This window comes from Streptomyces sp. NPDC002779 (genome assembly GCF_042888685.1).
GTDB lineage: Bacteria > Actinomycetota > Actinomycetes > Streptomycetales > Streptomycetaceae > Streptomyces.
In genome coordinates this window covers 505,296-522,618 of sequence record NZ_JBIAQC010000001.1, presented here as the reverse complement: position 1 = coordinate 522,618, position 17,323 = coordinate 505,296, and the positions used below count along the sequence as shown (strand labels likewise).

13 protein-coding genes are annotated in these 17,323 nt (G+C 73.0%); 10 read left to right on the top strand and 3 right to left on the bottom strand.

Annotated elements, in window-relative coordinates; translation table 11 throughout:
• The first annotated feature begins 171 nt into the window (after positions 1–171).
• The 5 genes from ACFYW5_RS02355 to nudC all read left to right on the top strand — a co-directional run bounded on the left by ACFYW5_RS02355 (position 172) and on the right by nudC (position 10,297).
• On the top strand, positions 172–558 hold the full coding sequence (locus ACFYW5_RS02355) for an MGMT family protein (protein ID WP_389415053.1): 387 nt from the start codon (positions 172–174) through the stop codon (positions 556–558).
• Positions 559–815: 257 nt separating this feature from the next.
• A complete protein-coding gene (locus ACFYW5_RS02350) occupies positions 816–4,151 on the top strand; it encodes an ATP-dependent helicase (protein WP_389415052.1) in 3,336 nt (1,111 codons plus the stop codon).
• Positions 4,152–4,242: 91 nt separating this feature from the next.
• A complete protein-coding gene (locus ACFYW5_RS02345; protein ID WP_389415051.1) occupies positions 4,243–7,773 on the top strand; it encodes a UvrD-helicase domain-containing protein in 3,531 nt (1,176 codons plus the stop codon).
• 10 nt (positions 7,774–7,783) lie between these two features.
• On the top strand, positions 7,784–9,196 hold the full coding sequence (locus tag ACFYW5_RS02340) for a dipeptidase (RefSeq protein WP_389415050.1): 1,413 nt from the start codon (positions 7,784–7,786) through the stop codon (positions 9,194–9,196).
• Between the two features lie 156 nt (positions 9,197–9,352).
• Positions 9,353–10,297 (top strand): NAD(+) diphosphatase, encoded by a 945-nt coding sequence (gene nudC / locus ACFYW5_RS02335; RefSeq protein ID WP_389415049.1) that lies wholly within the window; start codon positions 9,353–9,355, stop codon positions 10,295–10,297.
• A 64-nt stretch (positions 10,298–10,361) separates the two neighbouring features.
• Here nudC and ACFYW5_RS02330 read toward each other — a convergent pair whose 3' ends face one another.
• On the bottom strand, positions 10,362–10,604 hold the full coding sequence (locus ACFYW5_RS02330; RefSeq protein WP_351979992.1) for a mycoredoxin: 243 nt from the start codon (positions 10,602–10,604) through the stop codon (positions 10,362–10,364).
• A gap of 185 nt (positions 10,605–10,789) precedes the next feature.
• Here ACFYW5_RS02330 and ACFYW5_RS02325 point away from each other — a divergent pair, with 185 nt between their 5' ends.
• From ACFYW5_RS02325 to ACFYW5_RS02305, 5 genes are all read left to right on the top strand, one after another.
• Positions 10,790–12,985 carry an ATP-dependent DNA helicase UvrD2 gene (locus ACFYW5_RS02325; protein ID WP_389415048.1) on the top strand — a complete coding sequence of 732 codons (2,196 nt, stop codon included), beginning with the start codon at positions 10,790–10,792 and terminating at the stop codon, positions 12,983–12,985.
• A 164-nt stretch (positions 12,986–13,149) separates the two neighbouring features.
• A complete protein-coding gene (locus tag ACFYW5_RS02320; protein WP_389415047.1) occupies positions 13,150–13,479 on the top strand; it encodes a hypothetical protein in 330 nt (109 codons plus the stop codon).
• A 173-nt stretch (positions 13,480–13,652) separates the two neighbouring features.
• The gene (locus ACFYW5_RS02315) at positions 13,653–14,021 is read left to right on the top strand and encodes a WhiB family transcriptional regulator (protein WP_389415046.1); all 369 of its coding nucleotides are present in this window, start codon (positions 13,653–13,655) and stop codon (positions 14,019–14,021) included.
• Positions 14,018–14,341, top strand: coding sequence for a hypothetical protein (locus tag ACFYW5_RS02310; protein WP_389415045.1), 324 nt, complete (start codon positions 14,018–14,020; stop codon positions 14,339–14,341). Before ACFYW5_RS02315 ends, ACFYW5_RS02310 begins: the two co-directional genes overlap by 4 nt.
• A gap of 135 nt (positions 14,342–14,476) precedes the next feature.
• Entirely contained in the window at positions 14,477–14,686 is a 210-nt protein-coding gene (locus ACFYW5_RS02305) for a hypothetical protein (RefSeq protein ID WP_389415044.1), read from the top strand.
• Positions 14,687–14,690: 4 nt separating this feature from the next.
• Here the strand turns inward: ACFYW5_RS02305 and ACFYW5_RS02300 are convergent, their stop codons facing one another.
• Positions 14,691–16,058: an ABC1 kinase family protein gene (locus ACFYW5_RS02300; RefSeq protein ID WP_389415043.1), complete on the bottom strand. Its 1,368-nt coding sequence runs from the start codon at positions 16,056–16,058 to the stop codon at positions 14,691–14,693.
• Positions 16,051–17,268, bottom strand: coding sequence for a TOMM precursor leader peptide-binding protein (locus tag ACFYW5_RS02295; RefSeq protein WP_389415042.1), 1,218 nt, complete (start codon positions 17,266–17,268; stop codon positions 16,051–16,053). The genes ACFYW5_RS02300 and ACFYW5_RS02295 overlap by 8 nt, the downstream gene beginning before the upstream one ends.
• Between the last annotated feature and the right edge of the window lie 55 nt (positions 17,269–17,323).

Here is a 17,323-nt window from a genome sequence, read left to right as displayed (position 1 = left end):
TCGTATCAACGGTCACCGCCCGCACGATGGTGGCATGCCCCACCGACACATGGGGGCGTCAGGGTGCAGATGCGGGGGCGCACAGTCTGCCGGAAGCGCCGCCGCGGAGCGAGGGCCACGCACCGTCGCGGGCCCGTCACATTGTCGGTGGGGTGGGGCAGGATGGGGCGGATGAGCGAGGAGAGCCTTCCGGAGGACGCCCGCCCGGAGTACGCGGACACGCTGCCCGAGTACGCCGAGCGGGTCCTCGAGGTGGCCGAACTGATTCCGCCGGGGCGCGTCATGACGTACGGGGACGTCGCCGAGTGGCTCCAGGAGGGCGGCCCGAGACAGGTCGGCCGGGTGATGGCCCTGTACGGCGGAGCCGTTCCGTGGTGGCGTGTCGTCCGCGCGGACGGTGCCCTGCTCCCCGGGCACGAACTGCGGGCGCTCGGCCACTACCGGGCCGAGAGCACTCCGCTGAAGGAGGCCGGCCGGACCACCGAGGGACACCTGCCGCGCCTCGACATGAGACGGGCGCGATGGGACGGCGGCGAACGCGCGGAAGGTCACACCTGACAGCTTCCGCCATCGGACGGGCCCTCGTGTGACCCGTGATCCGTACGGGGGAACAGGGGCACGTCCGTGGCATGACGTACGTTCGTGAGTCGAGGGGCGCGGGTGACGCGAGCGCCCCGAGGGATGAATCGGAAGCCCTGCTTCCGCCGGATCCCTCGGCGTAGCGTCGGCTGCACACGTCCCCCTCATCCCGCCGTCACCGCCCTCCACGCGCGATGGCCAGCCCACCAGCACACCCACCAGGACCGGCGAACCACGTGAGCTCCTCTTTCTCCACCAGGCGACTGCCGCACCCCCAGGCGCGGCAGGGGAGTCGTGGCGCTTACCGACTGATCCGTACCCCGCCGGCCAGGATGGACCCCCCTCGTCTGGACGCCGCACAGCGCTCCGTGGTTGACCACGGCACCGGCCCACTGCTCGTCCTCGCAGGTCCGGGCACCGGAAAGACCACGACGCTGGTCGAGTCCGTGGCCGAGCGGATCACCCGGGGCACGGACCCCGCGCGGATGCTGGTGCTGACGTTCAGCCGCAAGGCTGCCGTGGAACTGCGGGACCGTATGGCGCTGCGCACCGGTGCCGCACGAGCGCCCCGGGCGACCACCTTCCACTCGTTCTGCTACGCCCTGGTCCGCGCCCACCAGGACAGCGAACTGTTCGTGGAGCCGCTGCGGCTGCTGTCCGGTCCCGAGCAGGACGTGGCCGTGCGCGAGCTGCTCGCGGGCCAGCCGGACCTGGAGCGGCTCGGGCTCGCCCCTGTGCGCTGGCCGGACGAACTGCGCGCCTGCCTGACCACCCGCGGCTTCGCCGACGAGGTCCGGGCGGTCCTCGCCCGCAGCCGTGAACTGGGCCTCGGCCCCGACGCGCTGGACGCCTTCGCCCGCAGTATCGGCCGACCCGACTGGCGGGCGGCGGCCGCCTTCCTCGCCGAGTACCTCGACGTCCTCGACCTCCAGGGCGTTCTGGACTACGCCGAACTCGTCCACCGCGCGGTGCTCCTCGCCCAGCGTCCCGAGGTCGGCCGGCAGCTCGCCGAGCAGTACGACGCGGTGTTCGTCGACGAGTACCAGGACACCGACCCGTCCCAGGTACGGCTGCTGCACGCGCTCGCCGGCGGCGGTCGCACCCTGGTCGCCTTCGGCGACCCCGACCAGTCGATCTACGCGTTCCGGGGCGCCGATGTGAACGGCATCCTGGAGTTCCCGCACGCCTTCCCGCGCGCGGACGGCCGTCCGGCGCCGGTCGCGGTGCTGCGCACCTCCCGGCGCTCCGGCGGGGGGCTGCTCGCCGCGACCCGGCTGCTCACCCAGCGGATGCCGCTGACCCGGCTGCCCGCCGAGAAGGTCCGCGCCCACCGCGACCTCGCGCCGGTCCGCGACGGGGGCGGCGTCGAGGTGTACACGTACCCCACGCCCGGCACGGAGCTGGACAACATCGCCGACATCCTGCGCAGGGCACATCTGGAGGACGGCGTTCCGTGGCGCGAGATGGCCGTCCTGGTGCGCGCCGGCTCCCGCACGATCCCGACGGTCCGCCGTGCCCTCACCTCCGCCGGCGTCCCCCTGGACATCGACGGCGACGACCTCGCCCTGCGCCACGAACCGGCGGTGGCGCCCTTGTTGACGGCACTGCGGGCGGTGGCGGAGGCGGAGGCGGGGAACCGGGGGAGCGGGCAGGAGGCGGACGGGGATTCCGACTCTGTCGAGCAGGACTCGGCCCCCTGCTGGCTCGGCACCGAGACCGCCCTCACCCTCCTCGCCTCCCCCCTCGCCGGTATGGACGCGGCCGACCTGCGCCGTCTCGGCCGCGCCCTGCGGGACGAGGAGCGCGCGGCCGGGGTGGCGCTGCCGCCGCCCTCGGACGAACTCCTCGCCCGGGCGCTGGCCGAACCGGAGCGGCTGGTCGCGCACGACCCGGCGTACGCGCGCGGTGCGCAGCGGCTCGGCGCGCTGCTGCGCAAGGCCCGGGAGCGCCTCGCGGGCGGCGGTACGGCCGAGGAGGCGCTGTGGGACCTGTGGGAGGGCACCCCGTGGCCCGGGCGCCTGGAACGGGCCGCGCGGCGCGGGGGAGCCGCCGGACGCAATGCCGACCGCGACCTGGACGCCGTGTGCGCGCTGTTCGCGACCGCGGCCCGCTCCGAGGAGCGCACCGGCGGCCGTGGCGCCCTGAACTTCCTGGAGGAGATCGAGGCCGAGGACATCGCCGCCGACACCCTCACCCGGCGCGCCCTGCGCCCCGACGCCGTACGCCTGATGACCGCCCACCGCTCCAAGGGCCTGGAATGGCGGCTGGTCGTCGTCGCGGGCGTCCAGGAGGGCCTGTGGCCCGACCTGCGCCGCCGTGGCTCCCTGCTGGAGGCCGACCGGATCGGGCGCGACGGACTCGCCGAACCGCTCACCCCCGGAGCGCTGCTCGCCGAGGAGCGCCGGCTGTTCTACGTGGCCGCCACGCGCGCGCGTGAGCGCCTTGTCGTCACCGCGGTGAAGGCCCCCGCGGACGACGGCGACCAGCCCTCCCGCTTCCTGACCGAACTCGGCGTCGAACCCAAGGACGTCACCGGACGCCCACGGCGCCCCCTGTCGGTCGCGGCGCTGGTCGCCGAGCTGCGCGCCACGACCGTCGACCCGCGGGTGTCCGACACCCTCAGGGAGGCCGCCGCCCGCCGCCTGGCCCGGCTCGCCGCGCTCGCCGACGAGGACGGCCGCCCGCTGGTGCCCTCCGCGCACCCCTACCGCTGGTGGGGCATGTTCGAGCCCACCGAGAGCAAGGTGCCGCTGCGCGACCGCGACCAGCCCGTGGTGCTCTCCGGCAGCGCCCTCGACCAGCTCGCCAACACCTGCTCCCTCCAGTGGTTCCTGGGCCGCGAGGTGAAGGCCGACGCGCCCGCCACCGTCGCCCAGGGCTTCGGCAACGTCGTGCACGTCCTCGCCGACGAGGTCGCCTCCGGGCACACCCCGGCCGATCTCGCCGTGCTCATGGAGCGGCTGGACTCCGTGTGGAACGCCCTCGCCTTCGACGCCCCGTGGAAGTCGGCGCAGGAGAAGGAACACGCGCGCGTGGCGCTCGAACGCTTCCTGCAGTGGCATGTCACGGACCGCACCGGCCGTACCCCCGTCACCAGCGAGCACGACTTCGACGTCACCCTCGAAGCGGGCGAGTACGAGGTCCGCATCCGCGGCCAGATGGACCGCGTCGAGGCCGACGGCGACGGCCGCGCCTATGTCGTCGACTTCAAGACCGGCAAGCAGGCGCCGAGCTCGGCCGAGGTGGCCCGGCACCCGCAGCTCGCCGTCTATCAGCTCGCCGTCCGCGAGGGCGCCGTGGACGAGGCCTTCGACGGGGTGCGCCCGGAGGCGGGCGGTGCCGAGCTCGTCCATCTGCGGCAGGGCGCGGCGAAGCGGGACGGCGGCGAGACCCTGCCCAAGGTGCAGGCCCAGGAGCCGCTGGAGGGGGAGTGGGTCGGCGAGCTGCTGGCCACCGCCGCCGGCAAGGTCCTGGACGAACGGTTCACGCCGACCGCGGGCCAGCACTGCACGCACTGCGCGTTCCGCGCCTCGTGCAGCGCGCGCCCCGAGGGGCGGCACGTGGTCGAGTGACGGACGGCACCCCACGTGCTGACCTGCGCTTCGCCGCTCACGGCAGCCGATTCGGCCTCGACTGTCAGTGGCCGCCGCTAGCCTCTCTGAGGTGCCACCACGTATCACCGACCCCGAGCAGCTCAAAGAGCTCCTCGGCATCCCCTTCACCCCGGAGCAGACGGCTTGCATCACCGCGCCGCCCGCCCCGCAGGTGATCGTGGCCGGAGCCGGGTCGGGCAAGACCACGGTGATGGCCGCGCGCGTGGTGTGGCTGGTCGGCACCGGTCAGGTGGCCCCCGAGCAGGTGCTCGGCCTGACGTTCACCAACAAGGCCGCCGGTGAACTCGCCGAGCGCGTCCGCAAGGCCCTGATCAGGGCGGGCGTCACCGACCCCGACGTCATCGACCCGGACAACCCGCCGGGCGAGCCGGTGATCTCGACGTACCACGCCTTCGCGGGCCGCCTGCTCACCGACCACGGCCTGCGCATCGGGCTCGAACCGACCTCCCGCCTGCTCGCCGACGCCACCCGCTACCAGCTCGCCGCGCGGGTGCTGCGCGAGGCCCCGGGCCCCTACCCGGCGCTGACCCGCTCCTTCGCCGACCTCGTGAGCGACCTCCTCGCGCTCGACGCCGAACTCGCCGAGCACCTGGTACGCCCCGAGGCGCTGCGCGCCCACGACGCCGAGCTGCTGCTCACCCTGCACGGCGTCAAGCTCACCAACGCCGATCTGCGCAAGGTCCCCGAGACGGCCGCCGCGCGCCGCGAACTGGCCGACCTGGTGGTCCGTTACCGCGCCGCCAAGCGCGAACGCGACCTGCTCGACTTCGGCGACCAGATCGCCCTGTCGGCACAGCTGGCCCGGATCCCCGAGGTGGGCCGCGTGCTGCGCGACGAGTTCCGCGTGGTCCTCCTCGACGAGTACCAGGACACCTCGGTCGCCCAGCGGATCCTGCTGGCCGGCCTGTTCGGCGGCGGCACCGGCCACCCGGTCACCGCCGTGGGCGACCCCTGCCAGGCGATCTACGGCTGGCGCGGTGCCTCCGTGGCCAACCTGGACGACTTCCCCGAGCACTTCGCGCACGCCGACGGCCGCCCCGCCACCCGCCAGGCCCTCAGCGAGAACCGCCGCAGCGGCGGCCGCCTCCTGGACCTCGCCAACGGCCTCGCCGAACCCCTGCGCGCCATGCACGCGGGCGTGGAGGCGCTCCGCCCGGCCCCGGGCGCCGAACGCGACGGCACGGTGCGCTGCGCGCTGCTGCGCACCCACGCCGAGGAGATCGACTGGATCGCCGACTCCGTCGCCCACCTGGTGAACACCGGCAAGGCGCCCGGCGAGATCGCCGTCCTGTGCCGTACGGCCACCGACTTCGCCGAGATCCAGGGCGCGCTGGTGGCCCGGGACGTCCCTGTCGAGGTGGTCGGCCTGTCCGGGCTGCTGCATCTGCCCGAGATCGCCGACCTGGTCGCCGTCTGCGAGGTGCTGCAGGACCCCGGCGCCAACGCCTCCCTGGTCCGGGTACTGACCGGCCCGCGCTGGCGCATCGGCCCCCGCGACCTCGCCCTCCTCGGGCGCCGGGCGCGCCGATTGGTGTCCCACGCGCGCGTGGACGGCGACGACGACCCGGACCGCCGGCTCGCCGAGGCTGTCGAGGGGGTCGACCCCGCCGAGGTGATATCGCTCGCGGACGCCTTGGACACGTTCGTGGAGACGCCCTTCGACAGTGCCGGGGACGACGACGGGCTGCCCTTCTCGCCGGACGCGCGCGTGCGGTTCGCGCGCCTGGCCACCGAACTGCGCGACCTGCGCCGGTCGCTGGCGGACCCCCTGATGGACGTCCTGCACCGCGTCCTCGCCGTCACCGGCCTGGAGGTCGAGCTGTCGGCCTCCCCACACGCCCTGGCCGCTCGCCGCCGTGAGACCCTGTCGAACTTCCTGGACATCGCCGCCTCCTTCGCCGCGGGCGACGGCGAGGCCAGCCTGCTGGCCTTCCTCGGCTTCCTGCGCACCGCCGCCCAGTACGAGAAGGGCCTCGACAACGCCCTCCCGGGCGGCGAGAACACCGTCAAGGTGCTCACCGCGCACAGGTCCAAGGGCCTCGAATGGGACGTCGTCGCCGTCCCCGGCCTGGTCACCGGCACCTTCCCGAGCACCCAGGGGCGCGAGAAGTGGACCTCTCAGGGCAAGGTGCTGCCGCACGCCCTGCGCGGGGACGCCGACACCCTGCCCGACGTCGACTCCTGGGACTCACGCGGCCTGAAAGCCTTCCACGAGGCGATGAAGGAGCACCAGCACACCGAGGAACTCCGCCTCGGCTACGTCACGTTCACCCGCCCCCGCTCCCTGCTCCTCGGCTCCGGCCACTGGTGGGGCCCCAGCCAGAAGAAGCCCCGCGGCCCTTCCGCCTTCCTCCAGGACCTCCACGACCACTGCGCGGCCGGGTACGGCGAGATCGAGGTGTGGGCGGACGAACCCGCCGAGGACGAGGAGAACCCGGCGCTGCACACGGCCGGCGCCGACCAGGTGTGGCCGCTGCCCCTGGACGAAGCGGCGCTGGCCCGGCGCAGGGCGGCCGCCGAGACGGTCCTCGCGCACCTCGCCTCCCACGACGACGACCACCCCGGCACCGCGCACGACCCGGACTGGCCCCCACCGCCGGACGACGAGGACCCCTACGGCCACCCCGCCGAGGATCCGTACGGCCCTCCCGCCGAGGACCCCTACGACCTCCCCGACGAGGACCCGTTCGCGGCCGACCCGGCCGACCCCGCCGACTGGGACTCCTGGCCCGCGGACCGCCCCACCGTCCCCCGCCAGGCGCCACCCCCCGAGCCGGAGCCGACCCACACCCGCCTGGCCTCGGAGGAGGCCCGCACCCGCCTCACCCCGGAGCCGACCCCTAGCCGCCTCACTCCGGAGGAGGCCCGCACCGTCGCCTCCTGGGACCGCGACCTGGACGCCCTCACCGGAGAGCTCCTGCGCGCGCGGGAGGCCGTCACCGACGTACCCCTGCCGGCCTCCCTGACCGCTTCCCAGGTATTGCGGCTGGCCGCAGACCCGGACAGCCTCGCCCAGGAACTGGCCCGCCCCATGCCCCGCCCGCCGCAACCCGCGGCGCGCCGCGGCACCCGCTTCCACGCGTGGGTCGAGGCCCGCTTCGAAGAGCTGACCCTGCCCATGCTGGAGCCGGAGGAGCTGCCCGGCGCCGAGGCCGAGATCGCCGACGAGCGGGACCTGGAGGCGCTCAAGGAGGCCTTCGAGCGCACCGAGTACGCCCAGCGCACTCCGTACCGGGTCGAGGCCCCCTTCCAGCTCGCCCTCGCCGGCCGCGTCGTGCGCGGGCGGATCGACGCCGTGTACAAGGAGGGCGACGGCGAGCGGGCGACGTACGAGATCGTCGACTGGAAGACCAACCGCGGCCGCGACGCCGACCCGCTCCAGCTGGCCGTGTACCGGGTGGCCTGGGCGGAGCAGCAGGGGGTGCCGCTGGAATCGGTCAGCGCCGCGTTCCTGTACGTGCGCGGCGGCGAGATCGTCCGTCCCGAGGGTCTGCCGGACCGGGCCGCGCTGGAGCGGCTGCTGACCGAGGACCCGTCATGTGACGAACCGCCCAGCAAGGATGTCGGTGCGGGCCGATAGGCTCGTGACCATGAGCCATCCCGTTGACAGCGTCGTCAGCGCCGTCCGTACGCACATCGAGCAGCACCGCGCCGCCTTCCTCGACGACCTCGCCGCATGGCTGCGCATCCCCTCCGTGTCGGCCCAGCCCGACCACGCGCCCGATGTGCGGCGCAGTGCCGGCTGGCTCGCCGCCAAGCTCACCGGGACCGGCTTCCCGACCGTCGAGATCTGGCGGACGCCCGGCGCCCCCGCCGTCTTTGCCGAGTGGCCCTCCGCGGACCCCGGCGCCCCCACGGTCCTCGTGTACGGCCATCACGACGTGCAGCCCGCCGCCCGCGAGGACGGCTGGGACAGCGACCCCTTCGAGCCCGTCGTCCGGGGAAATCGCCTCTACGCGCGCGGAGCGGCCGACGACAAGGGCCAGGTGTTCTTCCACACACTCGGCGTCCGCGCCCACCTCGCGGTGACGGGCCGCACCACCCCGGCCGTCAACCTGAAGCTGCTGATCGAGGGCGAGGAGGAGTCCGGTTCGCCGCACTTCCGGGCCCTCGTCGAGGAGCACGCGGACCGGCTCGCCGCCGACGCCGTGATCGTCTCCGACACCGGCATGTGGTCCGAGGACACCCCCACCGTCTGCACCGGCATGCGGGGCCTCACCGAGTGCGAGATCCGGCTCCACGGCCCCGATCAGGACATCCACTCCGGTTCCTTCGGCGGCGCCGTGCCCAACCCGGCCACCGCCGCCGCCCGCCTGGTCGCCGCCCTGCACGACGAGCACGGGCGCGTGGCGATCCCCGGCTTCTACGACGGCGTCGTCGAGCTCACCGACCGGGAGCGGGCGCTCTTCGCCGAGCTGCCCTTCGACGAGCAGCGATGGCTGCGCACCGCCAAGTCCCACGCCACCCACGGCGAGGCCGGCTACTCCACGCTGGAGCGCATCTGGGCCCGCCCCACCGCCGAGGTCAACGGCATCGGCGGCGGCTACCAGGGCCCCGGCAGCAAGACGATCATCCCGTCCGACGCCATGCTGAAGCTGTCCTTCCGCATGGTCGCCGGCCAGGAGCCCGAGCACATCGAGAAGGCCGTCCGCGCCTGGGCCGCCGAGCAGGTGCCCGCCGGGATCCGCTGCGAGGTCGTCTTCGGCTCGGCCACGCGCCCGTGCCTGACCCCGCTGGACCACCCCGCCCTGCAGTCCGTGGCCCGCGCCATGGGCCGCGCCTTCGACAAGCCCGTCCGCTACACCCGCGAGGGCGGCTCGGGACCGGCCGCCGATCTCCAGGAAGTCCTCGGCGCCCCCGTGCTCTTCCTGGGCATCTCGGTCCCCTCCGACGGCTGGCACGCCCCGAACGAGAAGGTCGAGCTGGACCTGCTGCTCAAAGGCGTCGAGACCACCGCGTACCTGTGGGGCGACCTCGCGGAGACCTGGCGTCATGCGCCCTGAGCACCCGGCACCGTCCGGCACGCCACCGCGCGCGGGGCACACTGAGAAAGCCGCCCCCTACCGCACCGGTCTGCCGGACCCGGTCCCCTCCCGTCCTACGTCCCGCTGAACCGCCCGCCGAAACCAACCGTTCCACCGGGGGAGTTGGAAGCACCCGTGACCACCTGGACCGACCACACCGCCGACCGCCCCATCTCGCTCACCGCATCGAGCGGCATCGACCGCGCCGCCCACCACCGCCTCGACGAGGCCTGGCTGGCCGCGGCATGGAGCCACCCCACGACGCGCTGCTTCGTGGTCTCCGGCGGCCAGGTCCTGATCGACGAGACGGCCGACGGCCGTACCGAACTCGTCATGACCCCCTCCTTCGAGGCCCCCCTCACCGAGGCGCACCGCTACTTCCTCGGCATCGACGAGGACGGCGTCAGCTACTTCGCGCTGCAGAAGGACGCCCTGCCCGGCCGCATCGACCAGTCCGCGCGCCCGGCCGGACTGCGCGAGGCGGGCCTGCTGCTGTCCGCACGCGACATCGGCCTGATGGTGCACGCGGTCGGCCTGGAGAACTGGCAGCGCACCCACCGCTTCTGCTCCCGCTGCGGCGAGCGCACCGTGATCGCCGCCGCCGGTCACATCCGCCGCTGCCAGGCGTGCGGCGCCGAGCACTACCCGCGCACCGACCCGGCCGTGATCATGGCCGTCACCGACGAGGACGACCGCATCCTGCTGGGCCGCCAGGTCCACTGGCCCGAGGGCCGCTTCTCCACGCTGGCCGGTTTCGTCGAGCCCGGCGAGTCCATCGAGCAGACGGTGCGCCGCGAGGTCTTCGAAGAGGCCGGCATCACCATCGGCCAGGTCGAGTACGTCGCCAGCCAGCCGTGGCCCTTCCCGTCCAGCCTGATGCTGGGCTTCATGGCCCGCGCCACCTCCACCGAGATCGACGTCGACGGCGACGAGATCCACGAGGCCCGCTGGTTCTCCCGCGACGAACTGGGCGCCGCCTTCGAGTCCGGCGAGGTGCTGCCGCCCTACGGCATCTCGATCGCGGCCCGTCTGATCGAGCTCTGGTACGGCAAGCCGCTGCCGACGCGGAGTTTCGTCTGACACAGCGACGGGGCGGTTCCCAGGACCTGGGGTCCTGGGAACCGCCCCGTCGGACAGCGAGCCGTCAGACGCCGACCTTCTGCTTCACCTGCGCCAGCGACGGGTTGGTGAGGGTCGAGCCGTCGGGGAAGAGCACGGTCGGAACCGTCTGGTTTCCGCCATTGGCCTTCTCGACGAACGCCGCGGAGGCCGGGTCCTGCTCGATGTTGATCTCGGTGTACGCGATGCCTTCGCGGTCCAGCTGCTTCTTCAGCCGCTGGCAGTAGCCGCACCAGGTGGTGCTGTACATCGTCACAGTGCCCTGCATGTCTCGCGCGCTCCTTCGATGGCTCGGGGACCAGGTCGTCCGAAGAGGGAACGCACGCGCCCGGCCCGCCATTCCCGGCGGGGGGCATGCCCGGCGACGTGACGCCTGCCGCATTAGTACGACTGCGAGGCCCCGCCTGTGGACAACCGGCTCACCCGTCACCGGCGACCTGGCAGCATGGCTGTGTGACAGCAGCAACGCACTCCCCGCTCTTCCCGCAGGTACCGGACTCGGCCGACGCGGTGCTCGAGGGACTCGACCCCGAGCAGCGCGAAGTGGCCACCGCCCTGCACGGACCGGTGTGCGTGCTGGCCGGGGCCGGGACGGGCAAGACCCGGGCGATCACCCACCGCATCGCCTACGGAGTGCGCGCCGGGATCCTCCAGCCGTCCAGCGTACTGGCCGTCACCTTCACCAACCGGGCCGCCGGAGAGATGCGCGGGCGGCTCCGCCAGCTCGGCGCGGGGGGCGTCCAGGCCCGGACGTTCCACTCGGCGGCCCTGCGCCAGCTCCAGTACTTCTGGCCGAAAGCGATCGGTGGCTCCATGCCCCGGCTCGTCGACCGGAAGATCCAGCTCGTCGCGGACGCGGCTGCCGCCTGCCGCATCCGCCTGGACCGGGGCGAGCTGCGGGACACCACCGGCGAGATCGAATGGTCCAAGGTCACCCAGACCGTCCCCGCCGACTACGCGCTCGCCGCCGCCAAGGCCGGCCGGGAGACCCCCCGCGACCCGGCCGAGATCGCCCAGCTCTACTCCGCCTACGAGGACCTCAAGCGCGAGCGGGGCGTCATCGACTTCGAGGACGTGCTGCTGCTGACCGTGGCGATCCTCCAGGACCGGCACGACATCGCCGAGCAGGTCCGCTCCCAGTACCAGCACTTCGTCGTCGACGAGTACCAGGACGTCAGCCCCCTCCAGCAGCGGCTGCTGGACCTGTGGCTCGGTGACCGCGACAACCTGTGCGTGGTCGGCGACGCCAGCCAGACGATCTACTCGTTCACGGGAGCAACCCCCGACCATCTGCTCGACTTCCGCATCCGCCACCCCGGCGCCACCGTCGTCAAGCTGGTCCGCGACTACCGCTCCACTCCCCAGGTCGTCCACCTCGCCAACGGCCTGCTAGCCCAGGCCCGGGGCCGCGCGGCCGACCACCGTCTGGAGCTGATCTCCCAGCGCGATCCGGGCCCCGAGCCCGGCTACGCCGAGTACACCGACGAGCCCGCCGAGGCCGAGGGTGCCGCGCGCCGCATCCGCGAGCTCCTCGACTCCGGCGTCCCGGCCAGCGAGATCGCCGTCCTGTTCCGTACGAACTCCCAGTCCGAGACCTACGAACAGGCCCTCGCCGACGCCGGGATCCCCTACCAGCTGCGCGGAGCGGAGCGGTTCTTCGACCGACCCGAGGTGCGCAAGGCCGGCATCGCGCTGCGCGGAGCGGCCCGCTTCGGCGGCAACGACTCCCTCCTCGACGACGCCGTGGACCTGCCCTCCCAGGTGCGCGCGGTGCTCTCGGGCGAGGGCTGGACCAGCGAGCCGCCCGCCGGGTCGGGCGCGGTCAGAGAGCGCTGGGAGTCCCTGGCCGCCCTGGTCAACCTCGCCCAGGACTTCGCCGCCGCCAGACCCGGCGCCACCCTCGGTGACCTCGTCGCGGAACTGGACGAACGGGCGAGCGCCCAGCACGCCCCCACCGTCCAGGGCGTCACCCTCGCCTCCCTGCACTCGGCCAAGGGCCTGGAGTGGGACGTCGTCTTCCTGGTCGGCGTGGCCGAGGGCATGATGCCGATCACCTACGCAAAGACCGACGAGCAGATCGAGGAGGAGCGCCGTCTCCTCTATGTCGGCGTCACCCGAGCCCGGGAACACCTCCATGTCTCCTGGTCCCTGGCTCGCTCACCCGGTGGCCGCGCCAACCGCCGGCCCAGCCGCTTCCTCGACGGACTGCGCCCCGGCTCCACCGCCACCGTGGGCCGCGCCGGTGCGGCCCGCTCGGGGGGAGTCGAGCGCGGCTTCACCAGCAGACCGGATGCCGCCCCGCGGCGCACCCAGCGCACCGTCGCCCGCTGCCGGGTCTGCGGACGCACCCTCACCGACGCCGGCGAGATGAAGCTGATGCGCTGCGAGGACTGTCCCTCCGACATGGACGAGGGGCTGTACGAACGGCTCCGGGAATGGCGCGCGGACCAGGCGCAGCGCAGCGGCCAGCCCGCCTTCTGCGTCTTCACCGACAAGACACTGATGGCGATCGCCGAGGCGAGCCCCGACGAGGAGGGCGACCTCGCCCGGATCCCCGGCGTCGGCGTGCGCAAGCTCAACCGCTACGGTGCCGATGTCCTGGCCATCTGCGCAGGTCGGCAGCCCGCGGAAGAAGAAGACGGGCACTGATGCGAACTCGTCGAAAAAATAGTTTGCGCATGCCCCAGCAATCCCCATAGGTTCTTAGGCACGGGAACGGAGGCCTTCCTGGAGGCCCTAATTCCGTGTTGTACTTGCATACCCGTCGGACTGGTTCACCCCAGTCCCTCAGACGCCGAGAGGAGGCGAGTCCAGTGGTCAGCATCAACACCAGCTCCATCATCAGCACCGTGAAAATGACCGATCCCTCGGTCATCGCCTCCCTGTGCATGCTCGGCGCCTCGAACGACGGCACCGGTCTGTCCGGCATCCGTGCCGTGCGTCCGGCCGCCTCCCTGTCCCTCGCGGGTCTTCCTGTCCGCGAGCGCAATGAGCGACCGACCAAGGCACTGGAAGCGGCAGTAGTGGCGCAGGCGCATGCCTATGCCTTTACGGCGACCGGTGCCGGATTCCGGAAGCAGACGACGCAGCACCACCAGATGTGGGCCTTCCGTGGGCCAGAACCCTGGAGTGATCCAGCCTGATTCATTCAGGTCGGCGCCTTCAGGGCCGCGGAACCCCATCCGGGATCCGCGGCCCTTCTGTTTGTCCCCGAACGGGGACGACGGAGCGAAGGGGCCTCGGGACAAGAAAAGAACCCGGTACCACCGCCACCCGGTCCCACCCGACCGGAACGAACAGACGAGGAAGACGACCCGTGCAACTCGAAGCGCACGCCCCGTCCGTACCGCCTTCCGAAACGCTCCCCCCGCCCGGTCTCACGGAGGACTCCACCTTGACCCCGCTCACGGCGCTCACCGCGCTCGACGACGCCATCGAGAACCTCGGCGTACCCGTCCCCTGCCGCTCCTACGACCCGGAGGTCTTCTTCGCCGAGTCGCCCGCGGACGTGGAGTACGCCAAGTCCCTGTGCCGCACCTGCCCGCTGATGGAGGCCTGCCTCGCCGGCGCCAAGGAGCGGCGTGAGCCCTGGGGTGTCTGGGGTGGCGAGCTGTTCGTCCAGGGTGTCGTCGTCGCCCGGAAGCGGCCGCGTGGCCGCCCGCGCAAGAACCCGGTTACGGCATGAACACCGCAGGAACGATCGACCGCCCCCTCACGCACGACCCCAAGAAGCAGGCCCCGATGAAGCCGTCCCTCAACGAGCACGCAAGCGCCACGCCTGAAGACTTCACCACCACCGGCGCGTTCGACTCGCGCCAGAACAGGACCCGCGAAATGCAACTCATCCCAGAAGCCCTGGCCCGTGCGCATATGCACGAGCGCCTGCACGAGGCGGAGCGGGAACGCCGGGCGCTGCGCCTGCTGACCGCGCGCCGTATGCAGCGCCGCGCCGAGCGTGCCTCGATGCGCGCCCGTCGCGCGATCGCCATGGCGGTCATGCAGTAATCGACCCGGCTGCAGCCAGTCGCCTCCCGGCCCGGGAGGAAGCAACTCCCCACGGGGGCCGGTCCGTCCGAACGGACCGGCCCCCGCGGTGCGTGGTACCCGCGGGGGCGCCGACGGCGGCGATATCGTCACGGGGTGACGAGTCTTCCCGGAGGCGGTGACGACGCCGGCTCCACACCGGAGCCGCAACCCCTGATGTGCGCCGGGTGCGGCGCCACGGCCGAGGGCCCGCAGGCCACCTGGACCTTCTCCGTGGAGAACGGCGAGCGCCACTACTTCTGCGACGTCTGTTCCCGGCAGAACCTCAGAGCGATCGAGGGACGGCTGGACTCGTCCTGGTGGTAGCGGCTCAGGCCCCCGCGGCCGACTCCTCGGGGGTCTCCTCCTCCGGGACGAATCCGGGCAGCCACTCCTCCAGCTCCTCGCGCAGTCGGACGGTGGCCCCCAACTGGCACAGCACGCCGATCGTGCTCAGCGTCACCCGGTGTATCAGCAGGTAGGCGGGGGGCAGATTGAGCTGCTTGCCCAGCTGGTAGGCGGGAGAGCGGGGGTCGGCGACCCGGGCCGCCTGGCCGCGCATCCAGCCCCGGCTGAAGGCGAACGCGTCGACCTCGGCCGGTTCGATGATCGGCAGGAGGTAGTCCAGGACGGCGTCCGGGTCCAGCTCTATGGACTCCTTGACGAAGCCCTCCCGGCGCAGCAGTTCGTAGACGCCCTCCGCATCGCTGTCCAGGGTCATCCGCAGCGACTCCCCGATCGGGGTGGGCAGACCGCCGGGGAGGCGGTCGACCGTGCCGAAGTCCAGCACGCCGAGGCGCCATTCCTGCTCGCCGTCCGGGTCACCGGGCAGGAGCCGGAAGTTGCCGGGGTGCGGGTCGGCGTGCAGCAGGCCGGTACGGGCCGGGCCGGAGAAGAGGAAGCGGGCCAGCAGCTGGCCGGCGCGGTCGCGCTGCTCCTCGGTGCCGTCCGCGATGATCTCCGACAGCGGTATGCCGTCGATCCACTCGGTGACCAGGACCTGGTCGCACTGGTGGACCACGTCGGGCACCACCACGTCCGGGTCGTCCGCGAACTCCTCCGCGTGAGCCCGCTGCGCCTGGGCCTCCAGGCCGTAGTCCAGCTCCTCGGAGACCCGGTCCTTCAGCTCGGTGATCAGCGGCTTGATGTCCATGCCGGGGACCAGGGGGCCCAGCAGACGGGCGAACCGGCTCAGCTGGGTGAGGTCGGAGAGCAGGGCCTCACCGGCGCCCGGGTACTGCACCTTGACCGCCACCGCGCGGCCGTCCTGCCACACCGCCCGGTGCACCTGGCCGATGGAGGCCGCCGCGGAAGGCTTGTCGTCGAACTCGACGAACAGCTCGCGCCAGTCCTCCCCGAGCCGTTCGGCGAGCACCGCGTGCACCGTGCGGGTCGGCATCGGAGGCGCCGCCTCCTGGAGCTTCGTCAGCGCCGCGCGGTAGGGCCCCGCGACCTCCTCGGGCAGCGCCGACTCGAACACGGACAGGGCCTGCCCGAACTTCATGGCTCCGCCCTTGAGCTCGCCGAGCACCTTGAACATCTGCTCGGCGGTGCGCTGCTGCAGCTCCTTGCCGACGAGTTCCGCGGACTCGCCCACGATTCGCTTGCCCAGTCCCCAGGTCGCCCGCCCGGCGAAGCCGAGCGGGAGCGCGGCGAGCTTGGCGGTGCGGGTGACCGCCTTGCGGGGAAGATCAGACATGCGCCCTCCAGGTCCCAACGGGACGAGCGTTCGCCTGACGGCGTGACATTCTCGACGGCCGTTGCACCGCCATTGTCTCGTGCGCCTCCCCCTCCTTGGAGGTGTGTCCTTCCTTACCTTTCTCCGCGGCCCCGCACGGACATGCGGGATGGGCCCAGACCGGGCGTGCGTGCCAGGTCAGACCGGGCAGTGACACCTCCCAGCGGGCGCCCGCGCTGGAGGGGGTCCCGCCGTCGAGGAAGGCCAGGGCGTGAGCCGCCGCCAGTCCGGCCACCATGGCCGTCAGTGCCAGGTCGCAGGCCGGTACCGGGCGCGGCCTGCCCACGCCCGAACGCCACTGGGCGACCAGCCGGGGCCAGACCGGGTCCCGGTCGGTGCGGCCCTCGTGCAGACAGCCCGCACAGCCGGTCTCGCCCGGCAGGACGAGCGGACCGACGACACCGGTTCCCTCGACCACTCCGGCGTAGAGATGAGGAGTGCCGGAAGCGATCAGCGGCTCGGCGGCGGACGGAAGGGGCGCGTGCACCCCGACCTCGTCCCGTGGGGCGAGGATCACCAGGGAGTGACCCGGGTCGGCGTCACCGGGCCGCGACTGCGGGCCGCGGCGGGGCGGGCGGTCCGGGGCGGCCCGGCGTACGGCCCGGCGGACGGCCTCCTCCCTGCGCTCACCGATCGCCTCGGCGGGCAGTCCGCCCGGCGCCACGTCCCACGGCTCGACCCGGCCGCCGTCGCGCACGTCGACCTCGCCGACGCCCGCGCCGGACAGCAGGGAAGCCAGCACCGCCCCCACCCGCCCGGCACCGCGCACCTGGACACGCAGGGAGCCGCGGGCGGTCAGCCGGTGCATGGCCTCGCCCGGCTCGGAGGTGGTCAGGGAGAGCGAGGCCAGGTCGGGGCGGAGCCGGTCCATCGCCTCCTTCTTCCCGCGCAGCTCGGCACCGCCGGGGCCGCCCCCGCGCGCGTCGTCGAGCAGCCCGGCCCGCGTCAGCCGGGTCACCAGCCCGTCGACATGGCCGTCGGGCAGGCGCATCCGCCGCCCCTCGGCGCGCAGCAGGTCCAGTCCCCGGGTGCCGTTGAGCAGGTCGAGGAAGCTGCCCGTCGCCGTGTCCATCGGGCCGAGCGTCATCGCGTGCGCGGGCGTCATCCCGAACTGCACGGTGTTGAGGTCGCGCCAGCCGCGCCTGAGCGCCGGCTTCACCATCGGATGCATGACAGGCCCCCGTAACTCATGGTCGGTCCCCGTGTGCCACAGGCGGCCGTCGCGT